This is a genomic window from Micromonospora sediminimaris, from assembly GCF_016863575.1.
Lineage (GTDB): Bacteria > Actinomycetota > Actinomycetes > Mycobacteriales > Micromonosporaceae > Micromonospora > Micromonospora sediminimaris.
Genome location: NZ_BOPD01000034.1, coordinates 53,577 through 69,455 on the forward strand (window position 1 = coordinate 53,577; position 15,879 = coordinate 69,455).

The window sequence follows — 15,879 nt, forward strand, 5'->3', positions numbered from 1 at the left end:
GACGTATGCGCTGTGGTCGATGGAGACCATGGCGGAAAGGGTTTCGGATGACGGAGGACGAGGCGCTGACGCTGATCAGACGCCTGCTGGGCACGGCGAACGAGATCGAGCTGCATCCGTTCGAGTTCGGCTGGCTGGCGAAGGAGCAGCTGTCACCACAGGAACGGGCGGAGGGCAGGCAACTGGGCCACGGGAGCTACATCATCGACCGGACGGGAGTGATCACAGTTCAGATGAGTCTGCCGGTACCGCTGCTGATCACGGAGTACACGCAGGCCCGCCAAGAGGGCCGGATGACGGGTCGACAGGTCTGGCCGACGGAGGAACCGACGGCCTGACGCCGCCGGTCGGAACGGCCGGGGACGCCGCGCCATCAGGTGTGGACGGCCCGCCGCCACCGGGCGACTCCAGGCCCGCAGCCGACCCAGACGGCCCCGACCTGCGGCAGGCGGCAGCCGGTACGACCTTCGGTGGCGCGCTGCTCGACGCCGACCCCGGGCGTACCAGAATCGCCGTCGAGGCGGCCCTGACCACAGGGCCACTGCCGGACGGGGCCAGTGCCGACCCGGCCGCCGCCACGGTCACCCTGGCCACCCTCGACGGCCCCTATCCGGTACGCGTCGAGTTGACCCCGGCCGCAGCGGACGCGTCGGTCGCGCCGGTGGCCGCCATCCGCTACACCAGCGACGGGGCCGTCGTACAGGTGTCGACGAGCGCCCACCCGGATCACGTCCGGCGGGCGGTGGCGGCGGCACTCGCCGAAGTGGACACGCTCGCCCAGCAACGGGCCGAAGGACTGCGGTTCGACGCCACCACCGCACTCGCCGAGGGCGCCCGGCCGGAGGGCGACGGCACCCGCGTGCTGACCGCGCGTGACATCGGCCGGCTGGCTGAGCTGCGGGTGGTGCTCGCCGACAGCTCCACCGCCAACGATCCGGGAACCGCCGGGCAACTCCGCGCCGAGGCGCTGAGCCTGCTCGTCGCCTCCGGCCTCCTCGAACAGGAACCGGCGCACCTCGTGCACGGGCTCGGCAGCAACACGCCGGTCGTGGGGCCGGAGGCGGCTCGCGCCCGCCTCGACCTGATCCACCATCACCTGGGCCCGCTCGCCGCCGAGGTGGAAAGCCTGATCGGGCTCGCGCACAGCGACGGGCAGCAGCTCGTGGCGGACATCCGGGCGGCCCAGTCGGCTGTCCGCGCCGAGGCGCGTGCCTGGGCGCAACAGGCCACCGAGCTGCGTGATCAGGCCGACCTCACACTTACCGCCAGGGTGGACGCCACCCTGGGTGTGGCGCCTGACCATGTCTTCGACCGGCTCGTGATCGGTGGTGGCTGGGCCGCGACCGCCGATTTCGTCACCATGGGCGCCGCTGCGGACGCTGGCCACGGCCTGCCGCCGGTGCTCTGCATCTCGCAGGGACACGACCCGTGGGCGGAACGCCAGGCGCTGCTGATGGGACAGATCCCGTCGGAGCTGGAGCTGCCTGGCCTGCCGTTCCAGCCGGGCGACCTGGCCGAGGAGGGCACCCAGTTCACCCCCTCCGACGTTTTCGCCGACGCGGTGGGCGCGGCGCGGGCGCTCTCCGGCATGCCGACCTACCAGGGCACCGCCACCTCGATCACGCCCCGACCGGCCGACGGCACGGGCTGGCCCGACGGCGCCAACTTCCGGGTGACAGTCAACGGCCGGGACATCTACACCACCTCCGTCGACATCGCCAGCGGGCCGGGACCGTCGCGGGTGCCGAGCGTGCCGGCCGACGCCACCGGCAGCTACGTCGACCCGACCACCGGCTACCGGGTCGACCGTTCCGGCAGCACACCGCTGTTCCGGGACCCGGACGGCAACCCGATCGCACCGGAGAGCGTGCCACCGCCCGTACGAGCCGTTCTCGGTGGCCCCGGCGCCAGCCGGTCGGATCTGCCGCTGCTCGCGGATCTGACCGGGCGACCCACCGATCCACTGGTGGTCGACCCGACGTCCGGCTACGCCGTGGACGTCACCACCGGTCAGGTTCTCGACCCCGACGGTACGCCGGTGGATGCCGGTACCGTGCCGGCCGAGGTCGGGGCCCGGCTGGGCTTCGCTCCGGACGGATCGTTCAGTGATCCCCGGCCGTCCGCGCCGCCTGTCGACTTCGGTGGGCAGAACCTCGCCGACGCGTACCGTCCCGGTGACCGGGTACTCGTCTTCGGCGCGGGTGCCTCCGGCGCGTGGGACATCGAGCAGGCAGTGGCGTCGCCCGCCGCGAGCGTCGACTGGTCGGCCCGCGCCATGGACCCGCCGCCCGACCAGCTCACCGGTGACCCGGATCAGGACGCCGAGGCACGCCTGCGGCACAGCTTCGGCGGTGGCTACAACCGGCGGAACACGCTGCCCGACGTCGGTGCCTACGCCGAGACGGTGCAGAGCCAGGTCGATCGATCGCTGCGGGAGATCGTCAGCCTCCGGCACACCGTCGACGGTGGCTTCCTTGTGGAGTTCACCGACGGCAGCCGGCAGACGTACGACCGGGTGGTGCTCTCGATCGGGCAGGCGGCCGATTTCCCGGGCGGCGTCGCCGGCCTGCTTCCCGACCTCGACCTCGCCCCTATCGAAGGGCCGGCGACCGATCCGGTAGGCGTCGCCGATGTGCTGGGACTTCACGACGGCAGTGGTCAGCTACGCATTCTGGGCGCGGCAAGTGTGGCTGGGCCGGTGCTCGGCAGGGTCGACGAGACGGTGGGGGAGGCGATCCGCCGTCAGGCCGGGGCGCTGCCGGCCGACTCTCGGGGAATAGCGCCCAGCATCCGGTTCCATGCTCAACGGATCGCCGAGGCCAACCGGCCGGCGCCGCCGGCCGCACCAGGTGACGGTCCGACCACCCCTGGTTTCCCGTCCGAGCCGGACGCCTCAGACCTCCTCCCACCCGACACCGAGCCAGCGCCATCCCCATTGGACGTCCAGCCAGGGCAGGGCTCCGTACCGGGCGATCAGTTCCCGCCCGAGCGGGGGCATCTCGACCGAGATGGGCTTGCCGTCGATGTCCTGCCCGTATCCCTGGGCGGTGACCTCGACGGGGTTGCGTCGCAGGTCGACGTAGCGCAGGTCGGGCAGGTTACCGGTGGCGGCGAGGGCCTCGGCCCCGGCCGGTCCGATGCCGCAGCGGGCCAGGCCCAACCAGCGAAGTCGGCGCAGGTGCGGGGAGTCGACGAGCGCGGCGAGCCCGTCGTCGCCGATCGGGTTCCCCCGCAGATCGAGGGCGATCAGGCGGTCGAGACCGGCGACCTGGGCGACGTCCGTCATGAGGCCGGCGGCTTCGACCAGGACCAGATGGCGGACGGGATGGTGGGCCCAGACCTGCTCGCTGTGGTCGATGAAGGCACGGGCGGTCATGGTGACCGATTCGATCAGGCCGTTGCGGATCCGCCAGTCGACGAGCAGGTGCGTGACGCCGGCGGCGAGCCGCTGGCGGAGTCGCCGGTGCAGGAGCATCACCTCCCGGGTGTTGCGGATTCCGTCGAGGTCGAGGCGGATCAGCTCGGCGTGCTCGGGGTCGGTGGTGCCGACGGCGTCGGCGTAGCGTCGCCGCAGGTCGAGGTCGTCGGGATGGGCGAGGATGGCGGCGTAGAGGTCGGCGGGCGTGGCCATGACGGCAGCGTATCGACGGATGGCGCGCTCACCACCACCCCCGCCCCGTCATTGCCGGAGAGCCGCCGGTTCGGGCCTGGTGAGCTGGCGCCGCTGGAGGATCCACGCTTCCAGGACGATCTCGCGGCGAGCCTTGAGACCCCGCAGGGGTACGCGATCTTCGCGGACCCGTCGACCCATCCGTACGGGCGACTGGTGAACGACGGCGGACCGGAGCAGCCTGGCCGCGCCAACAACTGCATCGACTCGTCGCTGGCGGCACTGGCCAGCTTCCACGGCGACCCGCAGGTGTCCGTACCGCGATGGGCGGACCGGTTCGACGACGGCTCGATCGACCGCGTCACCGGCGAGCGGGGCGGACCGGAGCGCGCCGAAGCGTGGATCGGCGGGGAATGGATCGGCGGTCCCGGCAGCCTGCCGATGGACCCGTCCGCCCGTACGGACGCGGTCGCCGCCCAGTACGCGGACCTTTACCGGCAGGTGGCGAATGCCGGCCCGGGAGCGTCGGCGCTGGTGGTGGCGGACTGGCTGCTCCTCGATGCGGCCGGAAACGTCGTGCTCGACGAGGCTGGCCGGCCCGAGGTCGACAGCTCGCACGCCTTCGTGATCGTCTTTCCGGCGGGCGCCGACGCGCCGGTGTGGTGGGATCCGCAGACCGGGACGACGTCGGTGGAGATGCCGGCCGCCGATGTGCGGGAAACCCACGCCCTCTGGGCGATGATGGTGCCTGACGGAGAGGGGCGAGTTGACCGAGGACGAGGCGCTGACGCTGATCAGCCGACTGCTGCGAACCGGGAATCCGATCGTGCTTCGGGAGTTCGAGTTCGGCTGGCTGGCCCGGGAGAGACTCTCGGAGCAGGAGCGGACCTCGGGGATGCACGTGGGCCAGGGCAGCTACATCATCGACCGGTCGGGAGTGATCACAGTGCATTCCAGCCTGCCGCCGCGTCGGGTGATGGAGGAGTACGCGCAGGCGCGACGCGAGGGCAGGATCAAGGGCCGGCAGGTGTGGCCCGAGGCGGACCCGACCGCCTGACGCAACCGGACGGGGCGGTTGGGGACGTCGGGCCCACGGGCCCGGGTGACCCTCCGGGACCGGGCGCTGCCGGCCCCGCGACCGCTGCTGACGGGCCCGATCTGCGGCGGGCTGCCGCCGGTACCACCTTCGGCGGCGCGCTGCTCGTCGCCGACGCAGGGCGTACCTCGTCCGCCGTGGAAGCCGCACTGACGGCAGATCCGTTGCCCAGCGGGGCGAGTGTCGACCTGGGCGCCGGCACCATCACCCTGAATACGCTCGACGGCCCATACCGGGTACGCATCGAGCTGACCGACCCTCCGGCGAACGCGCCACTCGTGCCCGTCGCCACCATCCAGTACGCCGTCGATGGCGCCGTGGTGCAGGTGTCGACCGGCGCACACCCGGATCATGTCCGCCGCGCGGTGGTCGCAACTCTCGCCGAAGTGGGCACCGTCGCGCAGGATCGAGCCGCCGGGCTGCGGCTCGACGCGACCACGGCTCTCGCCGAGGGAGCCCGGCCGGAGGCCGGCGGCGTCCGGATCGTCACCGCTCGGGACGTCGGTCACCTCGCCGAGCTGCGGGTCGTGCTGAGTGACAGCTCCGCCACGACCGATCCGGCCCGGGCCAGCCAACTGCGGGCCGAGGCGTTGAGCCTGCTCGTCTCCTCCGGTCTGCTGGAGCAGGAGCCCCTCCATCCGGTGCACGGACACGGTGACAATGTGCCGGTGGTCGGGCCGAAGGCGGCCCAGGCCCGCCTCGATCTGATCCGGAACCAGCTTGGTGACCTCGCCCCGCAGGTCGAGAGCCTGATCGGGCTGGCGCAGAGCGACGGGCAACAGCTCGTCGCAGAGCTGCGCGCGGCTCAGTCGGCCATTCGCGCCGAAGCCCGGGCCTGGGCCCAGCAGGCCACGGCCCTGCGTAACGAGGCCGATCTCGCGCTGACTGCCCGAGTGGACTCCGCGCTGGAGGCAGCACCGGACCACGTCTTCGGCCGGCTGGTGATCGGTGGAGGCTGGGCCGCCACCGCCGACTTCGTCACCCTGGGAGCCCCGGCCGACACCGGGACCGGCCTGCCGCCGGTGCTCTGCGTCTCGCAGGGACATGACCCGTGGGCGGAACGGCAGACGTTGCTCATGGGGCAGGTCCCCACGGAGCTGGAACTTCCCGGGCTGCCGTTCCAACCGTCCGAACTGGCCGAGGCGGGCACCCAGTTCACTCCGTCCGACGTGTTCGCCGACACCGTGGGCGCGGCCCGGGCGCTCAGCGGCATGCCCACCTACCAGGGCTTGGCCACCTCGGTCACGCCTCGTCCGGCCGATGGCGCCGGGTGGCCCGATGGCGCGAACTTCCGGGTGACCGTCAACGGACGCGAGTTCTTCACCGCATCGCTGGACATCGCGGCAGGTCCCGGCCCGGCCCGGGTGCCGAGCGCGCCGGCCACCACCGATGGTCAGTACGTCGACCCGACCACCGGCTACCACGTGGACCGGTCCGGAGCGGCTCCGGTGTTCCGCGACGCCACCGGCGCGGTCGTCGACCCGGATGGCCTTCCGCAGGCCGTGCGAACCGTCCTCGGCGGCCCAGGTGCCGCGGACCTGCCGCTGCTCACCGACCTCACCGGGAATCCGACGGATCCGCTGGTGGTCGACCCGTCCTCCGGCCACGCGGTCAACATCCTGACCGGACAGGTTCAAGACCAGGCGGGCAACCCGGTGGACCCCCGGGCATTGCCCTTGGAGGTCTCGGCCCGGCTAGGCCATGCCCCGGACGGCTCGTTCAGCGATCCTCGCCCGGCCGCGCCACCTGTCGACTTCGGCGGACAGAACCTGGCCGACACCTACCAGCCGGGCGACCGGGTGCTGGTCTACGGCGCGGGTCCGTCCGGCGCGTGGGACATCGAGCAGGCCGCGGCCTCCGCGGCGGGGCGCATCGACTGGTCGGCTCAGGCCAGGCCACTACCGGCGCACCGGGTGACCGGTGATCCCGATGTCGATGCCCGGGCGCAACTGGAGTTCAGCTTCAGCGGCGGGGACAACCGGCGGAACAACCTGCCGGGCCTCGGTGCGTACTCGGACGCGGCCCAGGCGCGCGTGTCGGACGTGTCGTTGCGCAGCGTCGTCGGCATCCGACACACCGTGGACGGAGCTTTCGTCGTCGGGTTCAGCGACGGCACCGAGCAGATGTATGACCGGGTGGTGCTGTCCATCGGTCAGGAGCCCCGGCTTCCCGGCGGCGTGCACGCCATGCTGTCCGAGGTGGAGCTGTCGGCGCTTGAGGGGCCGCCCCTCGACGCGGACAAACCCGTTCCCGACCTGCTGGGCCTGCGAGACAACACTGGCCAGCTCAGGGTCCTCGGCGGTGCCGCTGTGGCCGGTGCGCTTCTGGCTGAGACCGGTGCCGCCGTCAGACGGGCTGTGCAACTTCAGGCCAATGCGCTGCCAGACGACTCGCGGGGTATCCCGCCCAGCATCCGTTTCCACGCCCAACGGATCGCAGAGGCCAACCGTGGCGTCCCGCCCGTGCCGTTGCCCGACGACGGCGACACCGCACCGCTGGAACCGTCAGACCTCGTCCCAGCGGACGACGCCGAGCAGTCTCCATCCCCACTGCTCGTCGAGCCAGGGCAGGTGTCCGTACCGGGCGATCAACTCCTGCCCGAGCGCGGGCATCTCGACCCAGACGGGCGATCCGTCGATGTGCTGCCCGTAGCCCTGAGCGGTGACCTGAACGAGATTGTCGGACAGGTCGACGTAGCGCAGGGCGGGCAGGTTGCGGGTGGCGGCCAGGGCCTCGGCCCCGGCCGCGCCGATGCCGCAACCCGCCAGCCCCAGCCAGCGCAACCGGCCCAGATGGGGGGAATCGACAAGCGTGGCGAGCCCGTCGTCGCCGATCGGGTTCCCGCTCAGGTCGAGGGCGACCAGCCGGTTGAGGCAGGCGACCTGGGCGACCTCGGTCATGAGCCCGGCGGCCTCGACCAGGACCAGGTGGCGGACGGGATGGTGGGCCCAGACCTCCTCGCCGTGGTCGACGAAGGTGCGGGCGGTCATGGTGACCGACTCGATCAGGCCGTTACGCAACTGCCAGGTGTTGAGCAGGTGGGTGACCGGCTCGGCGAGCCGGGGGCGGATGCGCCGGTGCAGGTACACCGACTCCCGGGTGCCGTAGGACCTGGCCAGGTAGAGACGGATCAGCTCGGCGCGTTCCGGGTCGGTGGCCTCGATGGCGTCGGCGTAACGCCACCGCAGGTCGAGGTCGTCGGGGTCGGCGAGGATGGCGGCGTAGAGGTCGGCGGACGTGGCCATGACGCCAGCGTATCGACGGGTGACTCGATAACTGCCGGTGCCGTTCCGGGCTCCACCTTCCATGGTCTGGGCCGCCCGGTCGCCGACTCGGCAGCGGTGCTGGATCTGGCCCGGTCCGTGCTGCCGCAAGTGGCGCCGTACGCCCAGGTGGACGCGGTGGTCGCGGTCGGGCCGGAGCTGTTCGAGATCCGCTCCGCCGGGCAGCACCCGCTGACCGTACGGCTGACCAGTGGCCCGTTGACCGACGGCCTGGTGGCCCGGTCGCACCGCGACCCCGACGGCGCCTTCACCGTCACCGTGTCCGACCGGGCCGCCGACCAGGTGGTGGCACGGGCGCTCGCGCACGAGGTCGCCGAGTTGGTGGCGCTGCACGAGACCGGTCGGGCGCTTGTCGGCCCGCTGGACCCGGGCAACATCCACGGCCCGATCGATCCGGCCGGACTGACCGCCCACGACCGAGGTCGGATGGCGGAGATCCGGCTGCTCGCCGCCACGTACGCCGCCGACCCGACCGCCCGACCGGCCGTACGCGCCGAGATCGACGCTCTCGCCGGTCACCTTGGCCTGCGCGTCGGCGACCCGGACGTCCGGTCGCGATGGGCGCTGCTACCTCGGGACGTGCTGGCGCACCTGATGCAGCTCAGCGTGCCGTCGATCACGCCTGACGCGGTTTCCACGGTGCTGGCCGGTGCCGCCGCCCTCACCGAGGTCGAGCGGATCAGGATGATCGACTACCGGGCCCGGCTGGCACCGGAATTTCAGGTTCCGCAACAGGCGGAGCTGGACGCGAGGCTGCGGGAACTGGCGACCGAGGCCGAACACGCACAGTCAGGCATGCCGCGGATGCCCGCCTTCGCCGGGCAGATCGTCGGTATCCCGCAGGCACAGCTCGACCGGATCCGGGCGGTGGATCCGCAACTCGCCGACCGGCTCGCGACCGAGGGCATCTATGTCGACCTGACCGGGCGCTACGACCTGCGCCCGTACATGGTGTCGAACGTGCCCGCCGTCGACCTCGGCGCTGCACGGCCGGCGTTCGACCTGACCACCGAGGCCGGGCGGCGCGCCCAACTGCACGAGGATCGGCAGCGGGCCCGAGCGGCACTGCGCAGCCTCCGCAGCGACCAGGCAGCGGCCCTGCTCACCGGGCACGACTTCCACTACCAGGGAACCGCCAGGTGGATGGGGCTGGTACCGGACGTTCTGACCGAGGCACTGCGCAGCATCACTCCGGCGTCGACGGCCACCCCCGCCACCGTGGAGAGCTCCGCGACGCAGGAGACCACCGGAGAGATCCGGGTCGTGGCCGACCGGGTGACGCTGCCACCGGAGTCGGCAGGCCAGCCAGGTCCGGTCTACGGGCCGGCGTTGGACGCCCGCACCGGGCAACCGCCGCCGTTGTTCGACGGAGCGCCGAAGCGGGAAGACGTGCAGCAGGGGGCGCTCGGCGACTGCGGCATGATCGCCGTGATCGGTTCGGTCGCCGGTCAACTGCCGGACGTCGTCGCGCAGATGTTCCACCCGAACCCGGACGGCTCGGTCGACGTGCTGCTGCACGAGACCAGTGGGCCCGACCGCGCGATCACACCTACCGGCCGACAGTTGCGGGTGACCGTCTTCCCGGACGTGCCGTTGCATCCGAACTCGAACGGTCGCAGCGCGTACGCCGACCAGTCCGTGGTCGGGGCGTCCTGGGCGTCGCTGCTGGAGAAGGCGATCGCGGCGATCGACCGTACCTGGACCCAGCAGCGCCACGACCAGTGGCAGCAGCAGTGGACGGCCCGACCGGGCGTGGACGCCACGCAGGCCGCACCGCTCGGCTACGCCCGGCTGGACAACGGCAGCAGCCGGCTGGTGCAGGCGGAGCTGCTCAGCCAGCTCACCGGCCTGCCGACCGGAGTCAGTGAACTGGACCCGACACCGGGACGGGAGGCCGACGCCGAGACCCGGCTGGCGGCCCTGCTCGCCGCCGGCAGCCCACTGATCACCGGCACCCGGCCGGCCAGCGCCTACGCTGCCCAGCCAGGCGGCAAGCCACCGTACGGACTTGTCGCGGGGCACGCGTACGAGATCGTGTCGGCGTCGAACGGTGAGGTGCAGCTGCGCAACCCGTGGAACTCCCGCCACCCGGCGCCGATGCCACTGCGCGCCTTCCTCGACCTGATGAGCCCCTGGTACGCCCACGTCGAGCCGGCACGCAGCACGGTGGCCGCGTTGCCCGGCTCGGAGTTCCACGGTCAGGGCCGTCCTGCCGCCGACGCCCCGGCCGTGCTGGACCGGGCCCGAAGCGTGCTACCCGCCCTGGCGGAGACGATCGGCGCGGACCAGATCGTGGCGGTTGGCCCCGACGTGTTCGAGCTGCGTGCGCCCGGCCTGGAGCCGCTGCGCGTGCGGGTCACCGCCGCCGCGCTCGCCAGCGGCGTCGTGGCGCAGACCATCCGCAACCTGGACGGCACCTTCACCCTGACGGTCTCCGATCGTGCCTCGGACCTGGCGGTCGACCGCGCGGTGGCTCACGAGACCGCCGAACTGCTGGCCCGGCACGAGTCCGGCGCCGCCCAGGTGGGGCTCTTCGATCAGGGCGCGGCGGAGGGGCCGATCGATCCCGCCGGCCTTTCGGTCCGGGACCGGGGCCGGCTGGCCGAGTTGCGGCTGATGGCGGCCTGGTACGCGCAGGCTGATCCCGCATCCCGGCTGGCACTGCGAGCCGAGATCGACACCCTGGTCGACCGGCTGGGCCTCCGCTGGGGTACGCCCGACGCAGCGGCTCGGCTCGCGGTCCTCCCCGCCGAGGTGTGGACCCAGGTGATGCAGCTGAGCCTGCCGGTGATCACGCCGGAGGCGGTGGCCGGCGCCCTGGCCGTCAACCCCGACCAGACGATGGTCGAGCGCTTCCGCGCGATCGATTACCGCAGCCGGCTCGCTCCCGACTTCCAACCGCCACCCGCCGCCGACCTGGCCGCGAAGCTGCGCGAGTTGGCCGTACACGGGGAGCAGAGCCAATCCTCGCTGCCCCGGATGCCCGCCCTCGCCGGGCAGCTCATCGCTCTGCCGCCGAACCTGCTTGACCAGGTCCGCCGAGTCGACCCACGCCTCGCCGACCGGCTCGCCACCGAGGGCATCTACGTCGATCTGACCGGCCGCTTCGACCTGCGTCCGTACACCCTCGACGGTGCCCCCGAGTTCAACCTGGAGAGGTCGGCGCCGGCGTACGATCTGAACACCCCGGCCGGCCGAAACGCGCTGCTGCTCGAGGACCGGACGCGGACCTACGCCGCCTTCCACGTGGAGTACGGGTCGAATCCCGCCGCCGTCGCGGTGCTCACCACGCACAGCTTTCATTACCTGTCCGACGCGCGGCGGATGGGCCTGGTGCCGACGGCGCTCACCGAGGCCCTGCGGGCGATGATGCCGCCCGAGCCGTCTGTCGAGACCGAGGTCATCCCGAGCGTGACCACCGACGAGATCGCCGTGGCCGCCGACCGGGTGACCCTGCCCGACCCGAAGCCCAAGTATCCGATCGAGTACGGGCACCCCTTGCTCCCGGCGACGGATCAGCCGGCACCGCTTTTCGACGGCCAGCCTCGCCGGACGCAGGTGCAGCAGGGTTTGCTTGGCGACTGCGGGATGCTGGCCACGATGGCGGCCCTCGCCGGGCATCGACCGGAGATCATTCCTCGGTTGTTCGAGCCGAGACCGGACGGCACGGTGGATGTTCTGCTGCACGAGAGCGTGTTGCGCGGGGACGAAACGGCAGCCACCGGCCGGCGCATTCGGATCAACGTGCGACCCGATGTTCCAGTGCACGTCGGCAGTTCGTGGGCGGCGTATGCGAACCAGGCACTTGTCGGAACGAGTTGGGCGTCCCTATTGGAGAAGGCGCTCGCGGCGGTCGACAGAACCTGGACCAAGGAACGGCATGAGCAGTGGCAACGTGAGTGGCGCGGATGGGAGAGCAGGGACGATCCACACCGCGCTGCACCTGTCGGCTACGCGCGGCTCAACGTCGGCAGCACCACCCTGATGCAAGCCGAACTGCTCACCCAGCTCACCGGTCTGCCGGCTCGACAGACGTCGCTGGACGGCACACCGGGGCGAGAAGCGGAGGTCGAGCGACAACTGGCTGCCCTGCTCGCGGCCGGCAGCCCGGTCACCATTGCGACGTGGCCGCAGGAAATCTATCCCGGGCGCACATTGCCGTATGGGCTGAAGGCGAAGCACGTCTACGAGATCCTCACGGTGCGGGATGGCCAGGTGCAGCTACATAACCCCTGGAACAAGGAGCATCCGTCGCTAATGTCGGTGCGAGAGATGCTGAACCTGATGCAGCCGTTGTGTGCGCACCTGGAGCAGTCACCGGCTGCCGCCCTGCCGTCGCCTTCGGCGGGCGGCGGGCCCGCAGCGAACGTCCAGCCACCCGTGCCGTCGCCCCGATCGTCCGTCGAGCAGCTCGTCGACCGTCCGCTGGTCGTTCCGAGCCCGGCCTCTCCGCTGATCGATCAGCCCGGTCCGCCGGCTAAGCCCGCGTCGCCGCGCACCCTTGGTCGCACACACCTCGATGACGAACGGTACGTGATCGGTTACTTCGCGTTGCTTGCTTCGGACGGTAGCGTGGCTGGCCTGATGGTGTCCGAGATCGGCGGCCCGGGACGCTCGCTGCACTGGACAGCCGGTGGCGTGGTGCCGGCGCAGGCTACTCCGGCACCGGTGGACCGTGCGGAGGCCGAACGGATCGCCCGCGACGTGCTCGGTTTCGTGCTTCCCGCCGAGCCGACGCTGTACGACATGCTTGACACCTGATCGTGCCCGAGGAACCGGAGAGAGCTGGTGCGCTCGTTTACTCATGTGGCCGTCGTTCAAAACAACGCGACGACGGAGGTCGGGCTAGCGCGGTTCGGGGTGCGCTGGGTCGATGTGGGGCCGCCGGTATGCGCCGAGATCATCGTCATGCCGTTCCAACGGGACGAAAGCTTCACCCACGAGGTCACGCTCGGTGAGACCTTCCCGGTGGGCGAGGAGACCTGGCGCTTCGCGGATCTGGACATGGCCAGTGCGGACGACTGGGAGGTCACCGTCCGCCGGGTGGACGAGAACGAGGTGATGGAGCCGCCGACCGGGCGGCTGTGGAAGCGGGCACGGCTGCGGCCCTATGGCCAGCTCGACGAGGCCCAGCTCCAGTCCTTGGAGGCCGCGCTCGGTGCCCAGTTACCGCGTGGGTACCGCCACTGGCTGGCGCGGAACAACGGTGCGCAACCTGAGGTGCCACACCACATTCCCGGCATGCCTGTCGCACTGCTTCCGTCGGGTCCGCTGTTCGGCGTTCATCCCGAATACCCCCCGTTCGATCTGGTGCATGCCCAGCGTCGACACCGGGATCCGTGGCTCTCGCCGGCCTGGCTCGTCATCGCGAATACGGCCGCTGGGTTACTGGTCGTCTCGGCAGAGTTGGGGAACGAGAGCGTTTACTTCGTGAACGAACTTGACCTGGTCGGCCCACCCGACCCGACCGCTGCGGCCGCGCGGGAACGGAAGCTGAGGGCGGTGGCCTGGTCGATGTACGAGTTCATCGGCCGGCTGACCCCGATGGAGCTGGACCACCTTCCACCCGCAGAGATCCACCCGCCCGGGACGTTCACGGACCCCGCGAACTACGAGAACGGGCAGCTCTGAGCAAGGTGCGGCTCGGCCGTTCGTTGCGCCACCTGATCTAAGGGAACCGGGAGAGAAACTGGTGCGCTCGTTCACTCATCTGGCCACCGTCCGGAACAACACGACGACGAGCGTCGGCCTGGCCCGGTTCGCGGTTGGCTGGGTCGACGTGGGGTCGTCGGTGCGGGCCGAAATCATCGTCATGTCCTTTGCGGGTGGAGATGACTCCGCCCACGAGGTCACCCTCGGCGGGACCTTTCCGGTGGGAGAGGAAACTTGGCGCTTCGCAGATCTGGACATGGTCAGCGCGGACGAGTGGGAGGTCACCGTCCGTCGGGTGGACGAGAACGAGGTGTTGGATCCGCCCACGGGCCGGCTCTGGAGGCCGGCCCGGCTACGGGCCTATGGCCAACTTGAGGAAGCACAACTCCAGGCGTTGGAGGCAGCCCTTGGCGCTCGGCTGCCAGCGAGTTATCGCGACTGGCTTGGCCGGACCAACGGTGCACAGCCTGAGACGGAACATCACATCCCAGGCGTGCCGTTCACCCTGTTGCCGGAGCGCCCGCTGTTCGGGGTGCACCCCGAACGCCCCCCGATCGACCTGGCACAAGGCCAACGTGTGCACCGGGATCCCTGGTTGTCGCCGGACTGGTTGGTGATCGCCAATCCGTCGGGCGGGCTGCTCGTGGTCTCAGCCAGCAGAAGGGGCGACGAGTCGGTCTACTTCGTGCACGAGTTGGACCTGGTCGGCCCTGCCGGGCCAGCCGCCTCGGCCGGCCGGGAACGGAGCCTCGCTGAGGTGGCCGGGTCGATGTGGGAGCTCATCGGTCGGCTGACACCGACGGATGAGGTAGATCATCCGGCGGCACGGCTCGTACCCCCCACTGCTGTTTCGAACTTCAGCCACGACGAGGGCGAGCAGAAGTAGCCGGACAACAGTGCTGTTCAGCTGAGCCGGGAGAGCATGCCCGCGTACGCGTCGCGGACGGCGGTGAGGCGGTCGCGCCGGAACCGGCCGGGCTCGCGCTGGTGTAGCTGGCGGCCGCGGTCCGTGGTGAAGGCGTTCGCTGGGACGACGGCTCCATCTGGCGGGATGAACTTGCCGACCTCGTCAAGTGCGGCCACGGCCCGGGTCAGCGCGGCCCGCGCCCGCTGACCGGCCTCACCGCCCCCGGGGTCGGCCGGCACCTGACCGGCGTACGCGTCAGAGACCAGCAGCCATTCCCCCGGGTCGAGTAACTGGGAGGGTTCGTCCCCGCCATAGCGGAAACCACCGCCGGCCGGCGGTGCCGCTGGCGGTAGCCGAAAGAGGAACTCCCGTTCCTGGCCGCATCCGACGCAGGCGCCCGTGTACCGGCTGGCCAGGTCACCGTCGTCGAGGGCCACCACCGCGCTCTGCCGGGGGAAACGCGTCTCCCCGCAGTCGCACGGGTGCAGATCCATGTAGAGGTGCGCCTCCGCGTTGGTGCGGCTCCGCAGGGGGTTCATGCGACCCACCGTACCGATCGGACGCTTCCGCCGACGTCCCGGTCCGGCCGCTGGCATACTCGCCGACCATGGTGCTGTCACGCGGCTGGGCGGTGTTCCTCACCGGAGTGGGGATATGGACCTGGGTGATCTGGCCAAGGTTTGCGGTAGCCATCTGGAACGACCCGAGGGCGTGGGCGAGCGGGGTTGCCGGGGCCTGGCCGGCGACCGCGTTCCTGTGGGTGCACGCACTGCTCATCGCGGCGTCGTTGGCTATCGGCACGGCTGTGGGTCTGCTGGGCCTTCGCGGCTGGCGGGCGTCCCGACGCGGTACGCCTTGAGCCGCCGTCCACGCGCCGCTCGGTTGTCTCCGTTGGCGTGTGGAGGGTGGGCTGGACGCACCGAAGCCGAGGCTTCAACGAGTGTGACGGGGACCGCTCCGCGCCGATTTGACGATCACTCCGCCGGGCGCGTAACTTTCTCTCTGCCAACGCGGAACGGGCAAACAGGGCGAAAGCACTGAGAGTCGGATTCCGATTGGCACCGGGTTCGCGAGGACATCGTCCTCTGTGGACTCGGCCGGGTGGGGCTCGACCGGGCCGCCGAGGGGCGGATTTGGTGGGGCGGAACCGACCGGGTAAGGTTTACGACCGGCAGGGAACCGGGCGAGCGTGCGGGCAACCGCAGCGGCCGGCCTGCTAAATCCGATGACCGAGTCGAGCGGGTGACCGCTGTGCTCGATCGCGGGTGCCGAACCACCTGAAGCGTGACGGACCGGGACAAGCCGGTTTGACTCGCCGCAGACGGTGAGG

General features: G+C 71.1%; 7 protein-coding genes and 2 pseudogenes. 6 read left to right on the top strand and 3 right to left on the bottom strand.

What is annotated here, in order from left to right:
- Positions 1 to 47: 47 nt before the first annotated feature.
- Positions 48 to 338 (top strand): SUKH-4 family immunity protein, encoded by a 291-nt coding sequence (locus tag Vse01_RS29960; RefSeq protein ID WP_093411212.1) that lies wholly within the window; start codon positions 48 to 50, stop codon positions 336 to 338.
- A 2,555-nt stretch (positions 339 to 2,893) separates the two neighbouring features.
- On the opposite strand, the gene Vse01_RS29870 is transcribed toward Vse01_RS29960, so the two are convergent.
- A complete protein-coding gene (locus Vse01_RS29870; protein ID WP_093411209.1) occupies positions 2,894 to 3,631 on the bottom strand; it encodes a hypothetical protein in 738 nt (245 codons plus the stop codon).
- Between the two features lie 243 nt (positions 3,632 to 3,874).
- On the opposite strand from Vse01_RS29870, the pseudogene Vse01_RS29875 reads away from it, so the two are divergent.
- Positions 3,875 to 4,282 (top strand): annotated as a pseudogene (locus Vse01_RS29875) (toxin glutamine deamidase domain-containing protein); the annotation flags it as partial.
- Between the two features lie 2,928 nt (positions 4,283 to 7,210).
- Here Vse01_RS29875 and Vse01_RS29880 read toward each other — a convergent pair.
- A complete protein-coding gene (locus Vse01_RS29880) occupies positions 7,211 to 8,014 on the bottom strand; it encodes a hypothetical protein (RefSeq protein WP_093411205.1) in 804 nt (267 codons plus the stop codon).
- Between the two features lie 1,347 nt (positions 8,015 to 9,361).
- Between Vse01_RS29880 and Vse01_RS29885 the strand changes: the two are divergent.
- From Vse01_RS29885 to Vse01_RS24125, 3 genes and pseudogenes are all read left to right on the top strand, one after another.
- Positions 9,362 to 12,751, top strand: a pseudogene (locus tag Vse01_RS29885) (C2 family cysteine protease); the annotation flags it as partial.
- Between the two features lie 45 nt (positions 12,752 to 12,796).
- On the top strand, positions 12,797 to 13,621 hold the full coding sequence (locus Vse01_RS24120; protein WP_239104308.1) for a DUF6406 domain-containing protein: 825 nt from the start codon (positions 12,797 to 12,799) through the stop codon (positions 13,619 to 13,621).
- A gap of 61 nt (positions 13,622 to 13,682) precedes the next feature.
- Positions 13,683 to 14,528: a DUF6406 domain-containing protein gene (locus Vse01_RS24125; protein WP_093411123.1), complete on the top strand. Its 846-nt coding sequence runs from the start codon at positions 13,683 to 13,685 to the stop codon at positions 14,526 to 14,528.
- Between the two features lie 17 nt (positions 14,529 to 14,545).
- On the opposite strand, the gene Vse01_RS24130 is transcribed toward Vse01_RS24125, so the two are convergent.
- Positions 14,546 to 15,088 (bottom strand): hypothetical protein, encoded by a 543-nt coding sequence (locus tag Vse01_RS24130; protein ID WP_093411121.1) that lies wholly within the window; start codon positions 15,086 to 15,088, stop codon positions 14,546 to 14,548.
- Between the two features lie 68 nt (positions 15,089 to 15,156).
- Here Vse01_RS24130 and Vse01_RS24135 point away from each other — a divergent pair, with 68 nt between their 5' ends.
- A complete protein-coding gene (locus tag Vse01_RS24135; RefSeq protein WP_093411119.1) occupies positions 15,157 to 15,408 on the top strand; it encodes an SCO4848 family membrane protein in 252 nt (83 codons plus the stop codon).
- The last annotated feature ends 471 nt before the right edge of the window (positions 15,409 to 15,879 follow it).